The 16347-nt window shown below is 43.6% G+C and carries 12 protein-coding genes; 6 read left to right on the top strand and 6 right to left on the bottom strand.

The genetic code is table 11. The features are described from left to right. Positions 1–291: 291 nt before the first annotated feature. The 3 genes from Q5691_RS22735 to Q5691_RS22725 all read left to right on the top strand — a co-directional run bounded on the left by Q5691_RS22735 (position 292) and on the right by Q5691_RS22725 (position 3566). Positions 292–1737, top strand: a complete 1446-nt coding sequence (locus Q5691_RS22735; protein ID WP_333310751.1) for a serine/threonine-protein kinase — start codon at positions 292–294, stop codon at positions 1735–1737. A 178-nt stretch (positions 1738–1915) separates the two neighbouring features. Then, positions 1916–2125, top strand: a complete 210-nt coding sequence (locus Q5691_RS22730) for a type II toxin-antitoxin system HicB family antitoxin (RefSeq protein ID WP_333310752.1) — start codon at positions 1916–1918, stop codon at positions 2123–2125. Positions 2126–2294: 169 nt separating this feature from the next. After that, the gene (locus tag Q5691_RS22725; RefSeq protein ID WP_333347227.1) at positions 2295–3566 is read left to right on the top strand and encodes an FGGY-family carbohydrate kinase; all 1272 of its coding nucleotides are present in this window, start codon (positions 2295–2297) and stop codon (positions 3564–3566) included. Between the two features lie 89 nt (positions 3567–3655). On the opposite strand, the gene pcrA is transcribed toward Q5691_RS22725, so the two are convergent. After that, positions 3656–6022 (bottom strand): DNA helicase PcrA, encoded by a 2367-nt coding sequence (gene pcrA, locus Q5691_RS22720; protein ID WP_333347224.1) that lies wholly within the window; start codon positions 6020–6022, stop codon positions 3656–3658. Between the two features lie 209 nt (positions 6023–6231). Further along, positions 6232–6615, bottom strand: coding sequence for a YkvA family protein (locus tag Q5691_RS22715; protein ID WP_333347221.1), 384 nt, complete (start codon positions 6613–6615; stop codon positions 6232–6234). Positions 6616–6796: 181 nt separating this feature from the next. On the opposite strand from Q5691_RS22715, the gene Q5691_RS22710 reads away from it, so the two are divergent. Next, a complete protein-coding gene (locus tag Q5691_RS22710; protein ID WP_333347218.1) occupies positions 6797–7060 on the top strand; it encodes a hypothetical protein in 264 nt (87 codons plus the stop codon). Between the two features lie 157 nt (positions 7061–7217). Here the strand turns inward: Q5691_RS22710 and Q5691_RS22705 are convergent, their stop codons facing one another. The 4 genes from Q5691_RS22705 to Q5691_RS22690 form a co-directional block, all read right to left on the bottom strand. After that, positions 7218–7826, bottom strand: a complete 609-nt coding sequence (locus Q5691_RS22705; protein WP_333347215.1) for a hypothetical protein — start codon at positions 7824–7826, stop codon at positions 7218–7220. Between the two features lie 279 nt (positions 7827–8105). Then, positions 8106–8414 carry a hypothetical protein gene (locus Q5691_RS22700; RefSeq protein WP_333347213.1) on the bottom strand — a complete coding sequence of 103 codons (309 nt, stop codon included), beginning with the start codon at positions 8412–8414 and terminating at the stop codon, positions 8106–8108. Continuing rightward, positions 8414–9280, bottom strand: coding sequence for a S8 family serine peptidase (locus tag Q5691_RS22695; protein WP_333347210.1), 867 nt, complete (start codon positions 9278–9280; stop codon positions 8414–8416). Before Q5691_RS22695 ends, Q5691_RS22700 begins: the two co-directional genes overlap by 1 nt. Before the next feature lie 26 nt (positions 9281–9306). Beyond that, complete coding sequence (locus Q5691_RS22690; RefSeq protein ID WP_333347206.1) at positions 9307–13737, bottom strand: LamG-like jellyroll fold domain-containing protein; 4431 nt, start codon at positions 13735–13737, stop codon at positions 9307–9309. Between the two features lie 327 nt (positions 13738–14064). Here Q5691_RS22690 and Q5691_RS22685 point away from each other — a divergent pair, with 327 nt between their 5' ends. Further along, positions 14065–15402, top strand: coding sequence for an NB-ARC domain-containing protein (locus tag Q5691_RS22685; RefSeq protein ID WP_333347203.1), 1338 nt, complete (start codon positions 14065–14067; stop codon positions 15400–15402). Between the two features lie 127 nt (positions 15403–15529). Further along, the gene (locus Q5691_RS22680) at positions 15530–16270 is read left to right on the top strand and encodes an SIMPL domain-containing protein (RefSeq protein ID WP_333347200.1); all 741 of its coding nucleotides are present in this window, start codon (positions 15530–15532) and stop codon (positions 16268–16270) included. Positions 16271–16347 lie beyond the last annotated feature (77 nt).

Below are 16347 nucleotides of genomic sequence, written 5' to 3'. Positions count from 1 at the left end.
GGTCAAACGTAGTCATGGACTGCTGTTTATCGTCGAGGCCAGATCCCCCCTAGCCCCCCTTAATAAGGGGGGGACAAGAGTCCGATCAAAGTCAACCCCTACTCCCCTTTTTAAGGGGGATTTAGGGGGATCTGGCCTCGGATAAAAGCGAGAGATACACAGGTTTCAGACTTAAGTTGACACGATGAAAGGCAATGCGATGTCCTTACCGGGATCTGCTGTTCCACATTTAACACCATGTGCGCTGGCATCGCATCCAGAGCTTTAATCTGTAATCTCTAAGCATATTTTATGAGCCAGTGTCTAAACCCTGATTGCCTATTCCAAAACCCGTCTGGCTATACAAAATTTTGTCAAAAATGTGGGAATAAACTGCTATTGGGCGATCGCTACGGAGCCCAAAAAATTATTGGACAAGGGGGATTTGGGCGCACTTTTCTAGCTATTGACGAGTATAAACCATCTAAACCTCCCTGCGTTATTAAACAATTTTACCCCCAATTTCAAGGCATTTCTAGTATCCAGAAAGCTGCTGAGTTATTTGAGCTTGAAGCAGTACGCCTAGAACAGTTGGGTAAACATTCTCAAATTCCCGACTTATTAGCATATTTTAGTCAAGATGGACGGCAGTATTTAGTCCAAGAATTCATCGACGGTGAAAATTTAGCCGAAGCACTAGAATCTAAGGGATATTTTAGCGAAACGCAGATTCGCGACTTACTTAATAATTTATTGCCAGTATTCGAGTTCATTCACTCTCGCCAAGTTATTCACCGAGATATCAAGCCCGAAAATATTATTCTTCGGCAAGATGGGCAAATGGTTTTAGTTGACTTTGGAGCCGCGAAATATGCGACACAAACGGCTCTAGGGCTAACGGGAACGAGAATCGGTACGGCTGGATATATGGCACCAGAACAAGCCAACGGTAAACCGATTCCTGCTAGTGATATTTATAGTCTGGGTGTGACTTGTCTGTGTCTGTTAACTCAGGTTGAGCCGATTGATTTATTCGATGATAGCGAGTTTGAGTGGGTGTGGCGAGAACACTTAAAAGCATCTGTCAGCTCGGAACTGGGTCAGGTTTTAGATAAAATGATACAACCTGCTATTAAAAAACGTTATCAATCTGCTACTGAAGTTTTGCAGGATCTTGGTACTCGATCGCCTCAACCATCACCTCAAGTACCTCCTCCGCCACCAGACTCGCTTAAATCAGCGCGGGGTGTTGACTATACTCGTCTGCGGGATTTATTAGCAGCAGGGGAGTGGAAAGAGGCGGATGGGGAAACACTCAAGGTAATGCTGAAAGCTGCGAGACGGGAGAACCAAGGAGGTTATTTGGATAGGGACTCGATCAAGAATTTTCCTTGCGATGATTTACGCACCATCGATCAGTTGTGGGTAAAATATAGTCAGGGTCGCTTTGGTTTTAGCGTCCAGAAAAAAATTTGGTTGGAAGTGGGGGGCAAAGTTGGTTATGAGAGTGAATGCAAGCTGGGCGATCGCGTCGGTTGGCGAAAAGGAGGTAGTTGCTTGAAGTACGATCACCTAACCTTTAATCTGCAAGCAACATCAGGTCACCTCCCGAGTGGGGGGGCGGACGGTTGGGGGGCTGGGGTTTGCTGTTGGGTTTGGGGTTTCGGGTGGGTGGTGTTCGGGGAAACTTTGGGTAGTTGGTTTCGGTGTGGTGGTTCTTCTCTTCTGGCAGCGAGAGCGGTAAGCTGTGGTATATAGCGATTTCAGCCCTTTATCAAGTCTTTTATTTAAAACCTTTTTTACTGAGTTATCGGCTTTTCGTCATTTCGTTCCTTGCTGCTAATTATGTTAGTAATAAATGTCAATTAAAGTCAGAGATATTATTAAACAACTACAGGCAGAGGGAAACAAATCATAAAGATGAGCAAAACAACTAATGCGTTATGCCATTGTGATTGAAAAAACACCCAATAATTATTCAGCATATCCACCAGATTTGCCCGGATGTGCAGCCACAGGCGCTACCCTTGCGGAAGTACAGCAGCAAATTAAAGAAGCAATCGAATTTCACTTAGAAGGATTGCGAGAAGAAGGTTTACCGCTTCCCCAACCCACTACGCTCTGTGACTATGTAGAAGCACGGTAGTAGGGGAAAATATTTCATAAATTAAGCCGGGAAAATTCAATGATTAGAAATTTATGCTCTAATTAAATCCAAATTTTCCGCAGCATAAAAAGCTGGGTTAGAAACAACCATAAGACGCAAATAAACTTTGTGGTTTCGTCAAATATAGGAAAATTCGCGGGAGTGGCAAATGAATCTTTATTTGGGAATAGATTTCGGCACCACGGGCGCGCGATCGACTGTCATAGACTCCCAGGGTACAATACATTGTGAGACAGAATATACTTTTGCCAACAACGGGCAACAACAGCCTGAATTGCCCTCGGTGTGGCAAAATGCGCTGTGGGATTCGATCGAGCAAATTCCCCCAGCAATCCGCAATCAGGTAAGGGCGATCGCCCTTGACGGCACATCTTCCACTGTCATGCTGTGCAATACGGAGGGTATACCAGTATGCGAACCGATTTTATACAATGATGCGCGTGGTGCAGCGGTGACAGAGAGGTTGCGGGCGATCGCGCCGGATAACCACACAGTATTGAGCGCAACATCCAGTCTGGCAAAACTCCTGTGGTTGCAAGACTTTCGAGAGGAAATCGCCCCTACAGTTTTCCTGCATCAAGCTGACTGGCTGGCATTTCTGCTGCACGGAAAATTAGGAATTAGCGACTATCACAATGCTTTGAAACTGGGTTTTGATGTTGATACTTTGTGCTATCCGAATTGGCTGACACAGGGAATTGCGGGCGCTGCAACTCCTGAATTGCCGCAAGTTGTCGCACCGGGGACGCCTGTGGGGGAAGTGATATCTCAAGTGGGCGATCGCTTCGGTTTTCCCCGCGATTGTACAGTTTGTGCTGGTACAACCGATAGCATCGCAGCATTTTTAGCAAGCGGTGTCAATTTACCGGGGGAAGCAGTAACTTCTCTCGGTTCTACACTAGCAGTCAAACTGTTAAGTCATACCCGCGTCGATGATTCTAGATACGGGATTTACAGTCACAAATTAGGCGATTTGTGGTTAGTTGGAGGTGCTTCTAATACCGGAGGTGCGGTGCTGCGACACTTTTTTACTGATGTTGAGTTGGATAACTATAGCACACAAATTGATCCAGCACAAGAGAGTTTGCTGGATTATTACCCATTGTTGAAAAAGGGCGATCGCTTTCCGATTAATGACCCGAATTTGCCACCCCGACTCGAACCGCGTCCAACTGATTCAGTGGAATTTCTGCACGGTTTGCTAGAAAGCATAGCGCGGATTGAAGCGCGGGGATATCAATTATTGCAAGAATTGGGTGCAACTCCTTTGACAAAAGTTTATACTGCTGGCGGCGGGGCTAAAAATGCGGTTTGGAGTGCGATTAGAAAGCGTTATTTAAAAGTGTCTGTATTAACGCCGATTCATACTGCGGCTGCTTATGGGGCGGCGTTATTAGCAATGCGAAGTTTAACTGATTAGAGTTATTGCATAAATCTTGGATGGATAGGGAAACCGCAGATGTGTGCAGATTAACGCAGATTAACGCAGATGCTTAGCTATATTTTTACTTAAACTCGCTGCAACTTAGCTGTTCTCGGATCGATGATTTTTCTGCCCAAACCTGAAAACTTAATTGCCAGATTAGTTTTATCGCCTTCTCCCAAAACGTGGGTAATTTCTCCAACTCCAAAAGCATGATGAAAAACCCGATCGCCCGTTTGCCAATCCACCGATTGTCCATTGTTTCCCGCTTTAGAACTCGCAGAATTTGCTGCTGAATTATTAGTTTTTCCTTTAGATGCAGCCGTTTTCCCGGCTTTAGTTTTCTTCGCACTTCCAGCCAGCAAATGCGGCGGCAATTCTCCTAAGAATAGCGAAGGGGTGCAGTGTTCCCGGAAACCTCCCCAGAGGCGACGTTCGCGAGTGTGGGTGAGAAATAGCAATTCCTGGGCGCGAGTGATGCCGACGTAGCACAAACGGCGTTCTTCTTCGATCGCTTTGGGGTCGTCCAAGCTGCGGAAATTGGGAAATAAACCCTGTTCCATCCCGACTAGAAATACCACGGGAAATTCTAATCCTTTTGCTGAGTGCAGCGTCATCAGCGACACGCGGGAATCTTCTTCCTGCAAGTCATCTAAATCGGATGCTAAAGATGCTTTTGCTAAAAATGATGTCAGCGTCGGTTCTTCGTTTTGTTCTTCAAATTGCAGCACTGCATTGTACAATTCTCTGACGTTTTCTATGCGATTTTCTGCTTCCTCGGTTCCTTGATTTTTCAAATCTTCAATGTAGCCTGAATCTTGGATAATTCCTTGGACAATTTGCGAAGCCGGCAGGGTTTCAACTTGCGATTGCCAACGGCCAATCATTTCGGCAAACTTAATAATAGCTTTTGCCGATCGCCCTGCGAGAGTATTGACAGAAGATTCATCGCTGAGGATTTCCCACAACGGAATGCCCAATTGAGTTGCAGCGTCTTCGACTTTGGAAAATGTGGTATCCCCAATCCCGCGGCGGGGAGTATTGATGATACGTTTGAGGCTGACGCTATCGTCGGGATTGGCAAGCGTCCGCAGGTATGCTAGGATATCTTTGATTTCTTTGCGATCGTAAAACTTTAGACCGCCGACAATATTGTAGGGAAGGTCTAAACGCATTAACGCTTCTTCAAAGGAGCGAGATTGAGCGTTCGTGCGGTAGAGAATGGCAAAGTTACTGCCGTTTTCGTATTCGGAGTTTTGGCGCTTTAAGGAATGAATTTGACCTGCTACAAATTCCGCTTCATCTAATTCGTTGTCGGCGCGCCAGACAACAATCGGAGCTCCCGGTTCGCGAGTCGGGCGCAGAATTTTTTCTATCCGTTCGGTATTGTGTTCGATCAAGTGGTTCGCGACTTGCAGGATGTTTTCGCGCGATCGATAATTTTCCTCTAATTTTACCATTGTCTGAGTTTTCTCGTCGGACAAACCATCTCCGAAATCCTCTTGAAATTCCAACAAGATGGTATAATCTGCCATCCGAAAGCTGTAAATTGATTGATCGACATCGCCTACGACAAAAATTGAGCGGTTTTGCCATTTATCGAAGCTTTTCGGGTCGGCGTTATTTGTCACCAACATCCGAATCAAATCGTATTGAGTGCGGTTGGTATCTTGGTATTCGTCAACTAAAATATGGCAAAACTTTTTATGCCAGTAACTTAATACTTCCTCGTTTTGGCTCAAAAGTTTAACAGGAACGAGGATTAAATCGTCAAAATCTAGGGCATTGTTGGCCGCTAAAGCGTCTTGATAGCGACTGTAAACATCGGCAATCACGCGACCTCGATAATCCGGTTCTGCGGCGTGGTATTCTTGAGGCGACAACCCTTTATTTTTAGCGTTGCTGATGATATAGCGGACTTTTCGCGGGTCAAATTTCTTGTCGTCGAGGTTCAGGATTTTGGTGACGATTTGTTTAACGAGACTTTGAGCATCTGACTCGTCAAAAATCGAAAAGTTTTTCTTCCACTGGCGGCCTTTTTCGTCTTGGTATTTTTCAATATCGTAGCGGAGAATGCGGCCGCACAAAGAGTGAAAAGTTCCCATCCAAATGTGTTTGGTAATTCTTTGGTAAATTTGCGATCGCAATTTCGTCTGCACATCCGGGGCTAAGTCTACCAAAGCTTTGCCATATTCGGCTTCAGCTTGCTGAGTTGCCAGCAATTTCTCAATTCTTTCTTTCATCTCCCTGGCGGCTTTATTTGTAAATGTCACCGCGAGAATATTTTCAGGATCGACTCGATGCGTGCGAACTAAGTTAGCAACTCGGTAAGTTAGAGCTCTGGTTTTGCCGGAACCAGCGCCCGCTACTACTAACAGCGGCCCGTTATAATGGGCGACTGCTTGGCGCTGAGATGGGTTGAGGTGGCTGAGGAAATCAGTGGTTTGAGTCATAGCTAGAAAGTTAGTTTAATTTTTTAAGCGGTAAATAATACTTGGTATGCGATACTGCGAGTTTTTTTAACGTAAGGTGCGCTAGGCGCACCCTATATTATAACTAGATAGGTGATTTTTTTAACTTTAAATATTTTTGGGTCACGCGAGTTGTTTAAGGTAAGGTGCTCGGCGCGCACCCTACACTATAAATAGATAGATAATTTTTTTTAACGTTTAAATATCCGTGTCAGCCAAATTGCTGCTAATATTCCCAAGCCAACCCAAATGGCAATAATCACAACAGCTGCAGCCCGATTTATCGGTTTTCCTCGCTCTATTTCTGCGGCTGCTTTTTCCCGACACTCGGCTAAAACCTGTGGCGGAATCATCTTCAGTACCAGCCAAATTCCCACAGGTACAATTATCAAATCGTCCAAGTAGCCAAGAATCGGTATGAAGTCAGGAATTAAGTCGATCGGGCTAAAAGCATAGGCAACCGTAAGGCCTGCTAAAATTCTGGCGTACCAAGGTACTCTCTGGTCTGTACTGGCTAAATAAACCGCGTAATTCTCTTTTTTGAGTCGGCGGGCAACTTGTTTTAACGATTGCATATTTGAAAGTTTTACACTATTCAATAGTCCAGACAATTTTTAAGCAGCGAAAGTACCATAATACACGAATGAAGGAAGGTTAGAATGATTTAAAATAAAATCCCAGTCTAAATCTGACTTGTCAATAACGATATCGGTATACTGTCGTAATCTCATTTATGAGATTGGGACGCAAGCAGGATTGACCCAACAGCAACTTGCAGATCGCATTGGGGCAAAACAGTCGGTGATTGCGTGGCTTGAAGATGCTGAGTATGAGGGACACTCCCTTTTAATGCTGCAAAAAATTGCCCGTGCGCTCAATCAGCGATTGGAGGTTCAGCAAGGGCGATCGCCCTTGCTGAAAATCACACTGAGCCGCGTAGTGCGTAAATTGGCAAATGAGTGTGCACGATCGCAACTTAAAGAAATAGCATATCTGGGCAGTGATTCTCATAGTTCATGAAAAATCAGCGCCACTAATATGTCTATAAGTTGTTCTACATTTAAACTGTGTGTCGAAAATCAATAAAACTCTTGTGGGACGGGCTTCTAGCCTGTCCCAATTTTCCAATTTAAATGCGTAACAGCTTAATTAATAGCTATTTAGTAAGTATTTTCTATTAATTATTTTTTTGCTCACCATCCTTGACTAATTTATCAATAAAATTTGGGACAAATCCTTCAGCAAATCTAGCGACAAATGCCCATAAAATTGCTTTGGCTGTATCTGCATTGGTGGCAGGCAAAGTGTTATCGGCAAACTTGTATGGTGTGCTGTACTCTTCGCCTGAACCTTTAAATTTTGGAAATAGTTCGCCTTGAATTATTCCAGAAGCAAAGATTCCATAAAGAACAAATGCAAATAATCCACCAAACAAGGGTGATAAAAATATCTGCAATTTCAGGACGATAAGGGTGGATTTTTGTTCAATTATAGGTGTGTTGGTTCCAAGTTCGGATAAATTTATCTGAGACTTAGTAACATCTTTTTCTACAACCGAAAATTCATCGAACTTATTTTTTTCAATTATATAAGTTATCGGTGGTTCAAACTCGGGCGTAGGTTTTCTGAGTTGCTGCACATAGGCTTCTTGCAAACGTCGATAATTACTGGCGGCTCCTCCCACTGTTCCAGACAAAAAAATCATGAGAGACAGGGATTCAAAAGTTGTGACACTGAAAGCAATGAATGCCATCAGCATATTAAGCAAGACAACACCAGATGTCACCCAGGCATTTAAAATGGCTAGTTTTTCTATATTCTGTCTTGAGTATTGCCTCAAATTTTCTCAATCCTTGATAGTTTTATAAGCTGACCCCCCTTCTCATTTCAATTTGCTCGATGACTGGAGCAACTCTTTGGAGGTTAATGGATAGAAGCGATAGAGATCGCCTCTCTATATTAGGAAAGCGATCACACTTTCTGCCACCCCTGCAATCCTTTATAAAAAAGAACTATTATCTTATCCAATACATTCATATTTACAAAAAAAAATTCAAGATTTTACCTAGAAATGGAAGGGATCAATTGTTGCAGAACTGGCTACTTTCACACATGAATGAGTTAAGAGAGTGTTGATAAATTTAGGATGTGCTGTCAATGCAACAGCATTAGCTCGTGAAATAAACCGCAGAAAAGACGGTTCCTCGTTGGTCTCCTGAATAATTTGCTGGATGATTTGTTTGGCGAATCCATTATCTTCCCATATCTCCAAGGGATTTTGATGAGGTTCTAAAATAATGAAAATTGCATCAATCAACATCTCAGAATTAGCATCTCGGAGATGGCGATTTAGACGTGGATCAACGTGAGGCATTACAATACTCCAGTTGTTATCTTTTTTGAAGCAAGCAATATTTCTAAAGCCCCTACTGGATTCACTAGACCACAGCCAACTCGTTTCTGATCGACATCCGGTAATGGCAAACAGCTTGTCAATAGGGCATATTCGATCTCTTCAACAGTAGCTTCGGGTTTTGCTTGAAACAAAAGTGCTGCAACCCCAGCTACATGAGCGGCAGCCATAGAAGTACCATCTTGCTTACTCAAACCTCCACCGGGTTCAGCAGAAAGAATATCGACACCAGGGGCAACCAAGTTGGGTTTGATCGGATCAATTGATCGATCAAACACCTCACTACCCGAAAATTTGGCAACCCGATTGTTTTGATCAACTGCGCCAACAGCAATGACTCCTGGATAATTAGCGGGTGAATATGAGGTTTTTCGTCCTGAGTTACCCACAGGGAAGATACATAACACACCTTTGCGTCGCAATCTTGCCAGAATAATCTCAAACAAGGGATTGTAGCCCGGTATGCCAAGAGACACGCAAACCACTCGCACACCCTGATCAAACATCCAATCTAACCCGCATAAAACTCGCACTAGGGGTTTTCCTCCTTCAATCACCATACCGGAACATAGTTTGGCATCGGGGGCAACGCCAATGGATTTTCCATCAACAATACCCCCACAAATAATGCCTGCAGTATGGGTCCCATGATCACTAGAGTCTTGGGGAAGAACATCAGGAATAATTGACCCATCGGTATCGAATAGAGCGAAGTTGGCAATGCGATCACACAATACAGGGTGAATAGCATCTATACCTGTGTCTAGATGCCCAACCCTTACATCTGCCCCAGTAAAACCCTTTTGCCAGCAGAATTCAATATTCAAGCTTTGCAGATTCCAAGTCAACACATCTATGGATTTCTGAGTAAATCGCTTTCAAGTCCAATGACAGTTCCATTACAGCACAATGCAATAATATATAGCCCTATTGGCAAAGTCGGGCTGTAAGGCTTAAAAGGGTCAATCTTGAAGACTTCAGTAATCCCTGGAAATGTTCTTATTATTTGTGACGATTTCTTTCGATCATCACTCACGTGATGAATATACAAACTGGTTAACGCTATATCGACACAGGAAATTAAACATCGGAATATGCGAATAAGGGTGTCATAATCTTTTAAACCACCATTTAATGTTTTGGACAATCCTGGCTTACTACTTACATTAGCTGTAACTTTAAGGATGTCCAAAGTTGAGCTAATTCCCCAAGCACTTGTCCGCCAACCCCACAGCACTCTTTGCCAATACATCTCTTCTTGATTGGATTTGGATACTGAATGAGAACTATCAGCGATGTTGTAGGGAAACCCTCCACCATGATTTGGCGATTTTGGAAAACTCCCTAACCATGTCACAGTAGTCAAGAGGATCTTTATCGAGGATGTCAACTTATTCCACTTGCCATATGCAGTTCCCTTGCCTGCTACAGCTTCTAAACTTTCACTACGTTTTTGGATAGGCTCCCAAGCATCTACTACTGTCTTAAGCCCCCTGGTTGCCAGACCTGAAATCTTAAATCCAAAGCCCATCGATTCATTTAAAGAAAGGGCAAGCTGAGGAGAACCTTCAAAGGGCTTTCTGCCATAAATGAGCTTTGATGAAATGGTAACTGGAATTGCCACCATTAAAGCAGTCAAGTTGAGTGCACTTAAAGTTCCTGCTCCAATTTTTTTGAAGAGAGCTGTGATAAATGGAAAATTGATTTCACTGGTGATTAGTTGCCGGAATTTTTCCACTACTAACCCAATAATATTGAGAAAATTAATGGCAATTTCTTCAATTAATTGCAAAAAATCATCCATAACATCTCGAACCATCTTAAGAATGGCAACCAATGCTAACTGGGGACGATAAGGATTAAGAATTAAAGTGGTAATGGTTTCCCCTAACCCTTCCAGACTCCGCAGCATCATTGCTCCAATTGTTTCAAACTTTCCTAGCAGGTTGGAAATGAAACTATCCAGAGGATCTGAGGAATCAGAAGATGCGTCAGAGGGATTCGCTGGGGCTGGTGTGGAATCTTCGTCGGAGTCTTTAGAGTTACTTGTGAGTTTTGAGAGTAACCATTCTAGTTGTTCAGGTAAATCGGGACCAGACTTGTCAAGCTCTGATTTATCACCTTCTAACTTGTCGATTGTTTCATTAAGGCTGTCTCGCACAGTTTCACGTAACTCAGACATGAAGTTGGAAACAGGTTCCTTAGCTGCATCTGCCAGCTTAACGGCATAACCTAAGCCAGAATCGATCGCATCTGCTAGATAACGCTGCGTGTCTAGGATGTCGCCCCAGTCAAAAAGAGAACGGAGATATTCCACAAACTGTTTAGCAGCAACACCAATTTTCTCGACAACTCCCTCAACGAACGCGCCTACTTTTTCAGCCGTATCAAGAATCCAAGCTTCAACTTTTTCAACCGTTCCTTTAATGGCATCACGCACCTGCTCAACAGTGATGACAATAAACTGCACCACTTTTTCAGCCACACCCACTACAAAAGAGGCAGCCGTTTTGATTGCATTTTTGATTCTCTGTCCCCACTCCTTTATTCCCTGAGCTAGTGGTGCGCTAGAACGGGTTAATAATTGTTCAAATTCATTCTGACTCAATTCTGTTTCTTGAAGAATTGATGCAGAGGATGACGGTTGACTTTCCGTTGAAAGTGTTCCGAAAGTACGCACTCCTGCACTACTGTTAGAAGAAGTACTAAATTTGAGTTCCCAAGGCTTATCAACAGTATCACCAGATATTTCTCGGTTCAGTAATTTATTGCCTTCCTGATCTTTAACGGCAACATAACTCACCGTTTTCATTGTCTTAGTGATTGTATTTTGAACAGCGGATACCTGCTCCACATCATAAGAATCATGATTGATCAAAGAATGGCCCTGAGCATCTGTTGCTTCCCACAGTGCCCCATCTTCCAGGTTTGCAAGTTGACGGTGTACCTCGCGGTCTGGGAAGATTACAATCCGCTCATGACTTTGCATTGTATTGGTACGAATCTTCAAGCCTGGAGTATTGATTCCTTCAGCTTCAGACGTAATCATCAGACGATTCATGTCATTGGGAGGAAGTTTGATAGAACGATCTTCATCAACCTCGTAGTCCTTTTCATCCACCTCAAACTTGGTTAAATCAGTTGCCCAAACTTCTACTTCCGTCACTTCTGGCAGGAACTTGACGATTGTTCGATAAGACGAAAAATCTTGGAGTTCCTCTCCTACAAGCTTATAATCTTGACTCATACTAACGCTAAAAGAAACATTAGCTTTTGTAGGCGAAATCTTGCTCCAAATTTTGACTGAAGAGAGTTTGTCGTTACCAACTTGAGACTCACTCAAATTAGGAACATGCTCCACAATATCCTCAATATCTTTTTCTCGATCCTGTGAAGTAGCCCCATGATCTGGATCAGAATAAAGTGTTACGCCTGTCTCAGAACCAAGACGAATTGAGGAGACTGCATCATTTAGTCCTTCAACTGCACGAAAATCGCTACAGCTACTGTAAAAAACCCAAGTTTTTCCCCAGTAGGCAGGCTGCTCAGAGAAAGCCGCTTCCCCCTGCAAAAGCTCTCCGACTTGACTTTCGTTTTCAGCTATCTTAATAGCACGGGTAAAAATAGCTCTTTCCTCGTGCTGATTTGTCCAATTAAATTGTCCAACTGAAGTTGGGATTAGCTCAAATGTCTCCCAACCCTTCAGAACGGAACGATTTGCAACGACTTCTCGTCCACCGCCATCCTCAGCGCAAAAATACGTACCACTATTGGTTTTAAATCCAAATCGATTATTCCCAAGTTCACGCAATTCATAACTATGCCAATCGTCAGGAACTTCTCCTCCCCAATCAGCTACGACGGGATTAACAGGATCAATGTTTGCCCCTAAATAACCAAGATAAAGACCTCGTTGAAATGACTTGAGAGCAACCTTGTCCTTCTGCAATTTAATGAGTTCAAATACAGAGTCAGCACGAGGATATGAATAGTCAGCGAAAATCGCTCCCCTACCCTCATTTTTCGCACGAAGATATTGCCCATTATAAGACTTGAGGAAAATTAGATTGCCGAGGGGCTGAAAGGTTAACCAAAGATTTTTTTGACTATTAACTAAGGAAAAATGATGGGAACCAGTTTCTTCCTCTACAGAGAATAAAGTCTGACGCAAACCTTCATTAGTTAATATTGCAAATGCACTATGACTTGGTGAAAATGATAAACCTGGAAGCAATTGCGTTCGTTGCTGTTCAATATTGATATGAAAATCAAATAGTTCAAAGGCTGTAATACTAGGACTGGTAGCTAGTGTGGGATAGGCAAGACTGAGGTATTGACCATTAGGTGCCAGAATTGCCCATTTACCGGTGAAAGGTTTGCCCACAGTTGACCAGATACGCATAGATTTTGGTGATGCCGCCAGTTTTGTTTGAGACAATTGGGGCACATCAGCTTCAACTTCTTGAAAAGTCCCACTAAAGTTAGCGTCTTTATACAAGGTAGCTCCTGTATTAGTTCCGAGCCGCAACTTTTCAAAGGTAGATCTAACATAGCTCAAATCAGCCACATCACTTCTCCAGATTCGTGCTACATCCTCTGTACCCCCCGCTGTTATTAACTCAATTTCGCCCTCTTTAAGAGGAGGAACTAATGCTGAGATCTGTTGGTCAGACAAAGCGCAATCGTAGATTCGTATATCTTCAAATTCAGCTTTAGGCGAAGCGAGAAAACTAGGATTAGCTTTTCCTGTTCTTAATTCATTGCCATTAGCAATATTAGCAATCCCACTTGAAGTTTTTCCGGCTGACAAATTGCCATCAATATAAAGCTTTAAATCGTTTTGCTGCCGTACAAACGCGATGTGGTGCCAAGTTTCATCGTTGAATCCTGGAGTACTATTAAGGGATATATAGTTTGTTGCATTATTGTCTTCATCAATTTCCACAAGGATACACTGCTCATGGCTGAATCGAATAGTGAAAAAATTTCCGTGAGCATCTGACGTTCGATTTCCTAGTAGTTCGACTCCCTTAGAGTTTTTTGCAATTTTTATACCGAAAGCAACCGTAAAGTCTGCCCGACCAAATTGACCAATGCTATTTCCAAGCGAGATATATGAGTTATCAGAACCATTCAAAACTACAGCATTACCAATGCGTCCCTGTCCACTCAGTGTTACATTTGACAAAGTAGCAGTTGCAGCACTAATTGTATCTTTCGTAACAGAATCACTAATTTCTTTAAATGTCCAGTGGTATTTTGGTGAGATGGATTGAATTGACATACATTTGTTCCTCAATTGTAGGAGATTGTTTTTTTCATTGACAGTAGTTTTGCACAGTAAAGCTACCGGACTGAAACCGGCTATCAATGTTGCTAACGCGATGTAAATGCTTCCCAATAAGCTTAGATAACCTGTTGATGCGTTGTGTTGCGAGCGGTTATCTATAGAGAGTTGTTGTAGATGATTAAGCTTTCAAGCCTTGGAACCCCTGGTTGTTAATAATTTATCAAAACTCCCCGATGCTGTCTTTACAGGAAAGTATGGACTTGTCAAGTATGTAAAGTATGATTTAAGGTAGAGGCAGTTTTATACAGAGCGAGAAAATAGATGGAATTTGAGCAGGCATTGGAAGTGGTCAACCATGCGATCGCCCGCAAAATCGCTAGAACGCTCACTGAGGTTGAAGTTGCTCTTTTGTTCGGTGCCTGGAACAACTTGACCTACGATCGCATCGCCGAGCGATCTGGCTACTCCATCAACTATCTACAGCGGGACATTGGCCCCAAGTTTTGGAAGATCCTAAGTGAGGCATTGGGTCGGAAAGTCAACAAAACCAACCTGCGCGGCATTCTCACTCACTTTGATACCCCGATCGCCACTCCCCAACCTCAAATCCAACCGTCAATAGATTGGGGCGAGGCGATCGATGTTTCCAGCTTCCAAGGTCGAGTTGAAGAGATTGAAACCCTTACTCAATGGATAATACAAGATCGCTGCCGACTGATTGCTTTGGTGGGAATGGGTGGTATCGGTAAAAGTACCTTAGCGGCTAAAGTCGCTCAACTCTTACAAGAACAATTTGAATTTATTATTTGGCGATCGCTCCGTAACGCCCCTCTCTTAGATACGTTGTTGTCCGAACTGGTGCCTTTCCTTTCTAACCAGCAAGATATCCAAGCTAAACCCGAACGGCTCCTGTACTGGCTGCAAACCCATCGCTGTTTGGTGATTTTAGATAATCAAGAAACGATTTTACAAGCAGGAAATTGCGCCGGATACTACCAGCAAGATTTCACAGACTATGGTGAATTATTTCAATTACTGGGAGAAGCCAGTCATCAGAGTTGTATTTTACTTACCAGTCGTGAGAAATCCTCAAAAGTCGCCATATTAGAAGATTTAAACGGAGCAGTGCGATCGCTTTCTGTGCAAGGTTGCAGGGAAACATCCCTGGCATTCATTGACTCCAAGCAACTCGTGGGAACCGATGCGGAAAAACGCCAACTTTGTGAATTGTATTGTTGCAATCCGCTGGTAGTAAAAATAGTTTCTGCCTCAATTCAGAGTTTGTTTGATGGAGATATTGCCACATTTTTGCAAGAAAAGACACTGGTATTTAATGGCATCCGCCGCTTGTTAGCTCGGCAATTTGAGCGATTGTCGCCCGTAGAAAAAACCATCATGTATTTGTTGGCGATTAATCGAGAATGTACAACCATTGCTCAACTGCAAGCCGACATTGTACCTGCAATTTCACGGGCGACCCTATTAGAGTCCCTAGAATCCTTAACGTGGCGCAGCTTAATCGAAAAGCGATCGGGTGAATATACCCAACAGCCCGTCGTTATGGAATATGTCACAGACTGTTTAATGGGTGCATCTCACTTTTACAAAGATATTAAGTGGAAAGCTGACCAGGGAGATAAGCACAGCGAAGAGAAATGATATCAAAATTACTGACTATATTACTGACTATTTTTTTAGTTGCTAAAAATGTAACAACCCGGATATTTAGCAATTTCAGTGGGAAGGTAAAGTATAGCATCTGTTGTATGTGAGGAGAGTCAAGTTTATGAATTCAAATTTGCAACGTCGCGATCGCATTAATTTCCGTAGTCTGGTAACAGCGTTGTGTTTAACCTTAACTCTCGTTAGTTTTGTGAGATTAGATCCGGCGGTGGCTCAAGAACAGCGGATCAGAACGTTGACTGTTACTGGGCGGGGTGTGGAAGCGATTCCGACAACCCAAACGCAAGTGCGGCTGGGGGTTGAGGTGCAGGGGAAAACGGCGGCCGAGGTGCAGCAGGAAGCGGCGAGACGATCGTCCGCTGTGGTAGAGTTGCTGCGATCGCGCCAAGTCGAAAAACTCGAAACTGCAGGCATCACCCTCAATCCCATTTATAACTTCGACAACAACCAACAGCGCTTGACAGGCTATACGGCGACCAATACCGTCAGTTTTCGGATTAATACTGCATCTGCCGGCACTTTGCTTGACGATGCGGTGAATGCCGGAGCCACACGCATCGACGGCGTGAGTTTTGCCGCCACCGAAAGTGCGATCGAATCTGCTCGAAAACAAGCACTCCGCAAAGCAACTCAAGATGCTCAAGCGCAAGCGGATGCAGTCTTTAGCGCGCTTAACCTCAAGCGGGGAGACATTCTGGGCATTCAAGTCAACGGTGCGATCGCGCCGCCTCCAATGTATCGGCAATTGGCTGGTGCTCGCATGGCTGCTGCTGACGCTACAACGCCTGTGGTGGGAGGGGAACAGCAGGTAGAAGCTTCTGTGACTTTGCAATTTGGATATTAATTGACACTCCCTGTGCTGAAGCAACAGGGATTCTAAAGAAACTACCAAAAGGTAATTCTTGAAGGCGCTGTCAAAAC

Source organism: Microcoleus sp. w1-18aA5, from assembly GCF_036701705.1.
Classification (GTDB): domain Bacteria; phylum Cyanobacteriota; class Cyanobacteriia; order Cyanobacteriales; family Microcoleaceae; genus Microcoleus.
The sequence above is the reverse complement of the archived record's forward strand: the minus strand, read 5'-3'. Positions and strand labels throughout refer to the sequence as shown.

What these genes read in the sequence shown, in the direction of transcription:
- Q5691_RS22735 (WP_333310751.1), top strand. Translation starts at nt 292, where the DNA reads ATGAGCCAGTGTCTAAACCCTGATTGCCTATTCCAAAACCCGTCTGGC.
- Q5691_RS22730 (WP_333310752.1), top strand. Translation starts at nt 1,916, where the DNA reads ATGCGTTATGCCATTGTGATTGAAAAAACACCCAATAATTATTCAGCA.
- Q5691_RS22725 (WP_333347227.1), top strand. Translation starts at nt 2,295, where the DNA reads ATGAATCTTTATTTGGGAATAGATTTCGGCACCACGGGCGCGCGATCG.
- pcrA (WP_333347224.1), bottom strand. Translation starts at nt 6,022, where the DNA reads ATGACTCAAACCACTGATTTCCTCAGCCACCTCAACCCATCTCAGCGC.
- Q5691_RS22715 (WP_333347221.1), bottom strand. Translation starts at nt 6,615, where the DNA reads ATGCAATCGTTAAAACAAGTTGCCCGCCGACTCAAAAAAGAGAATTAC.
- Q5691_RS22700 (WP_333347213.1), bottom strand. Translation starts at nt 8,414, where the DNA reads ATGCCTCACGTTGATCCACGTCTAAATCGCCATCTCCGAGATGCTAAT.
- Q5691_RS22690 (WP_333347206.1), bottom strand. Translation starts at nt 13,737, where the DNA reads ATGTCAATTCAATCCATCTCACCAAAATACCACTGGACATTTAAAGAA.
- Q5691_RS22685 (WP_333347203.1), top strand. Translation starts at nt 14,065, where the DNA reads ATGGAATTTGAGCAGGCATTGGAAGTGGTCAACCATGCGATCGCCCGC.
- Q5691_RS22680 (WP_333347200.1), top strand. Translation starts at nt 15,530, where the DNA reads ATGAATTCAAATTTGCAACGTCGCGATCGCATTAATTTCCGTAGTCTG.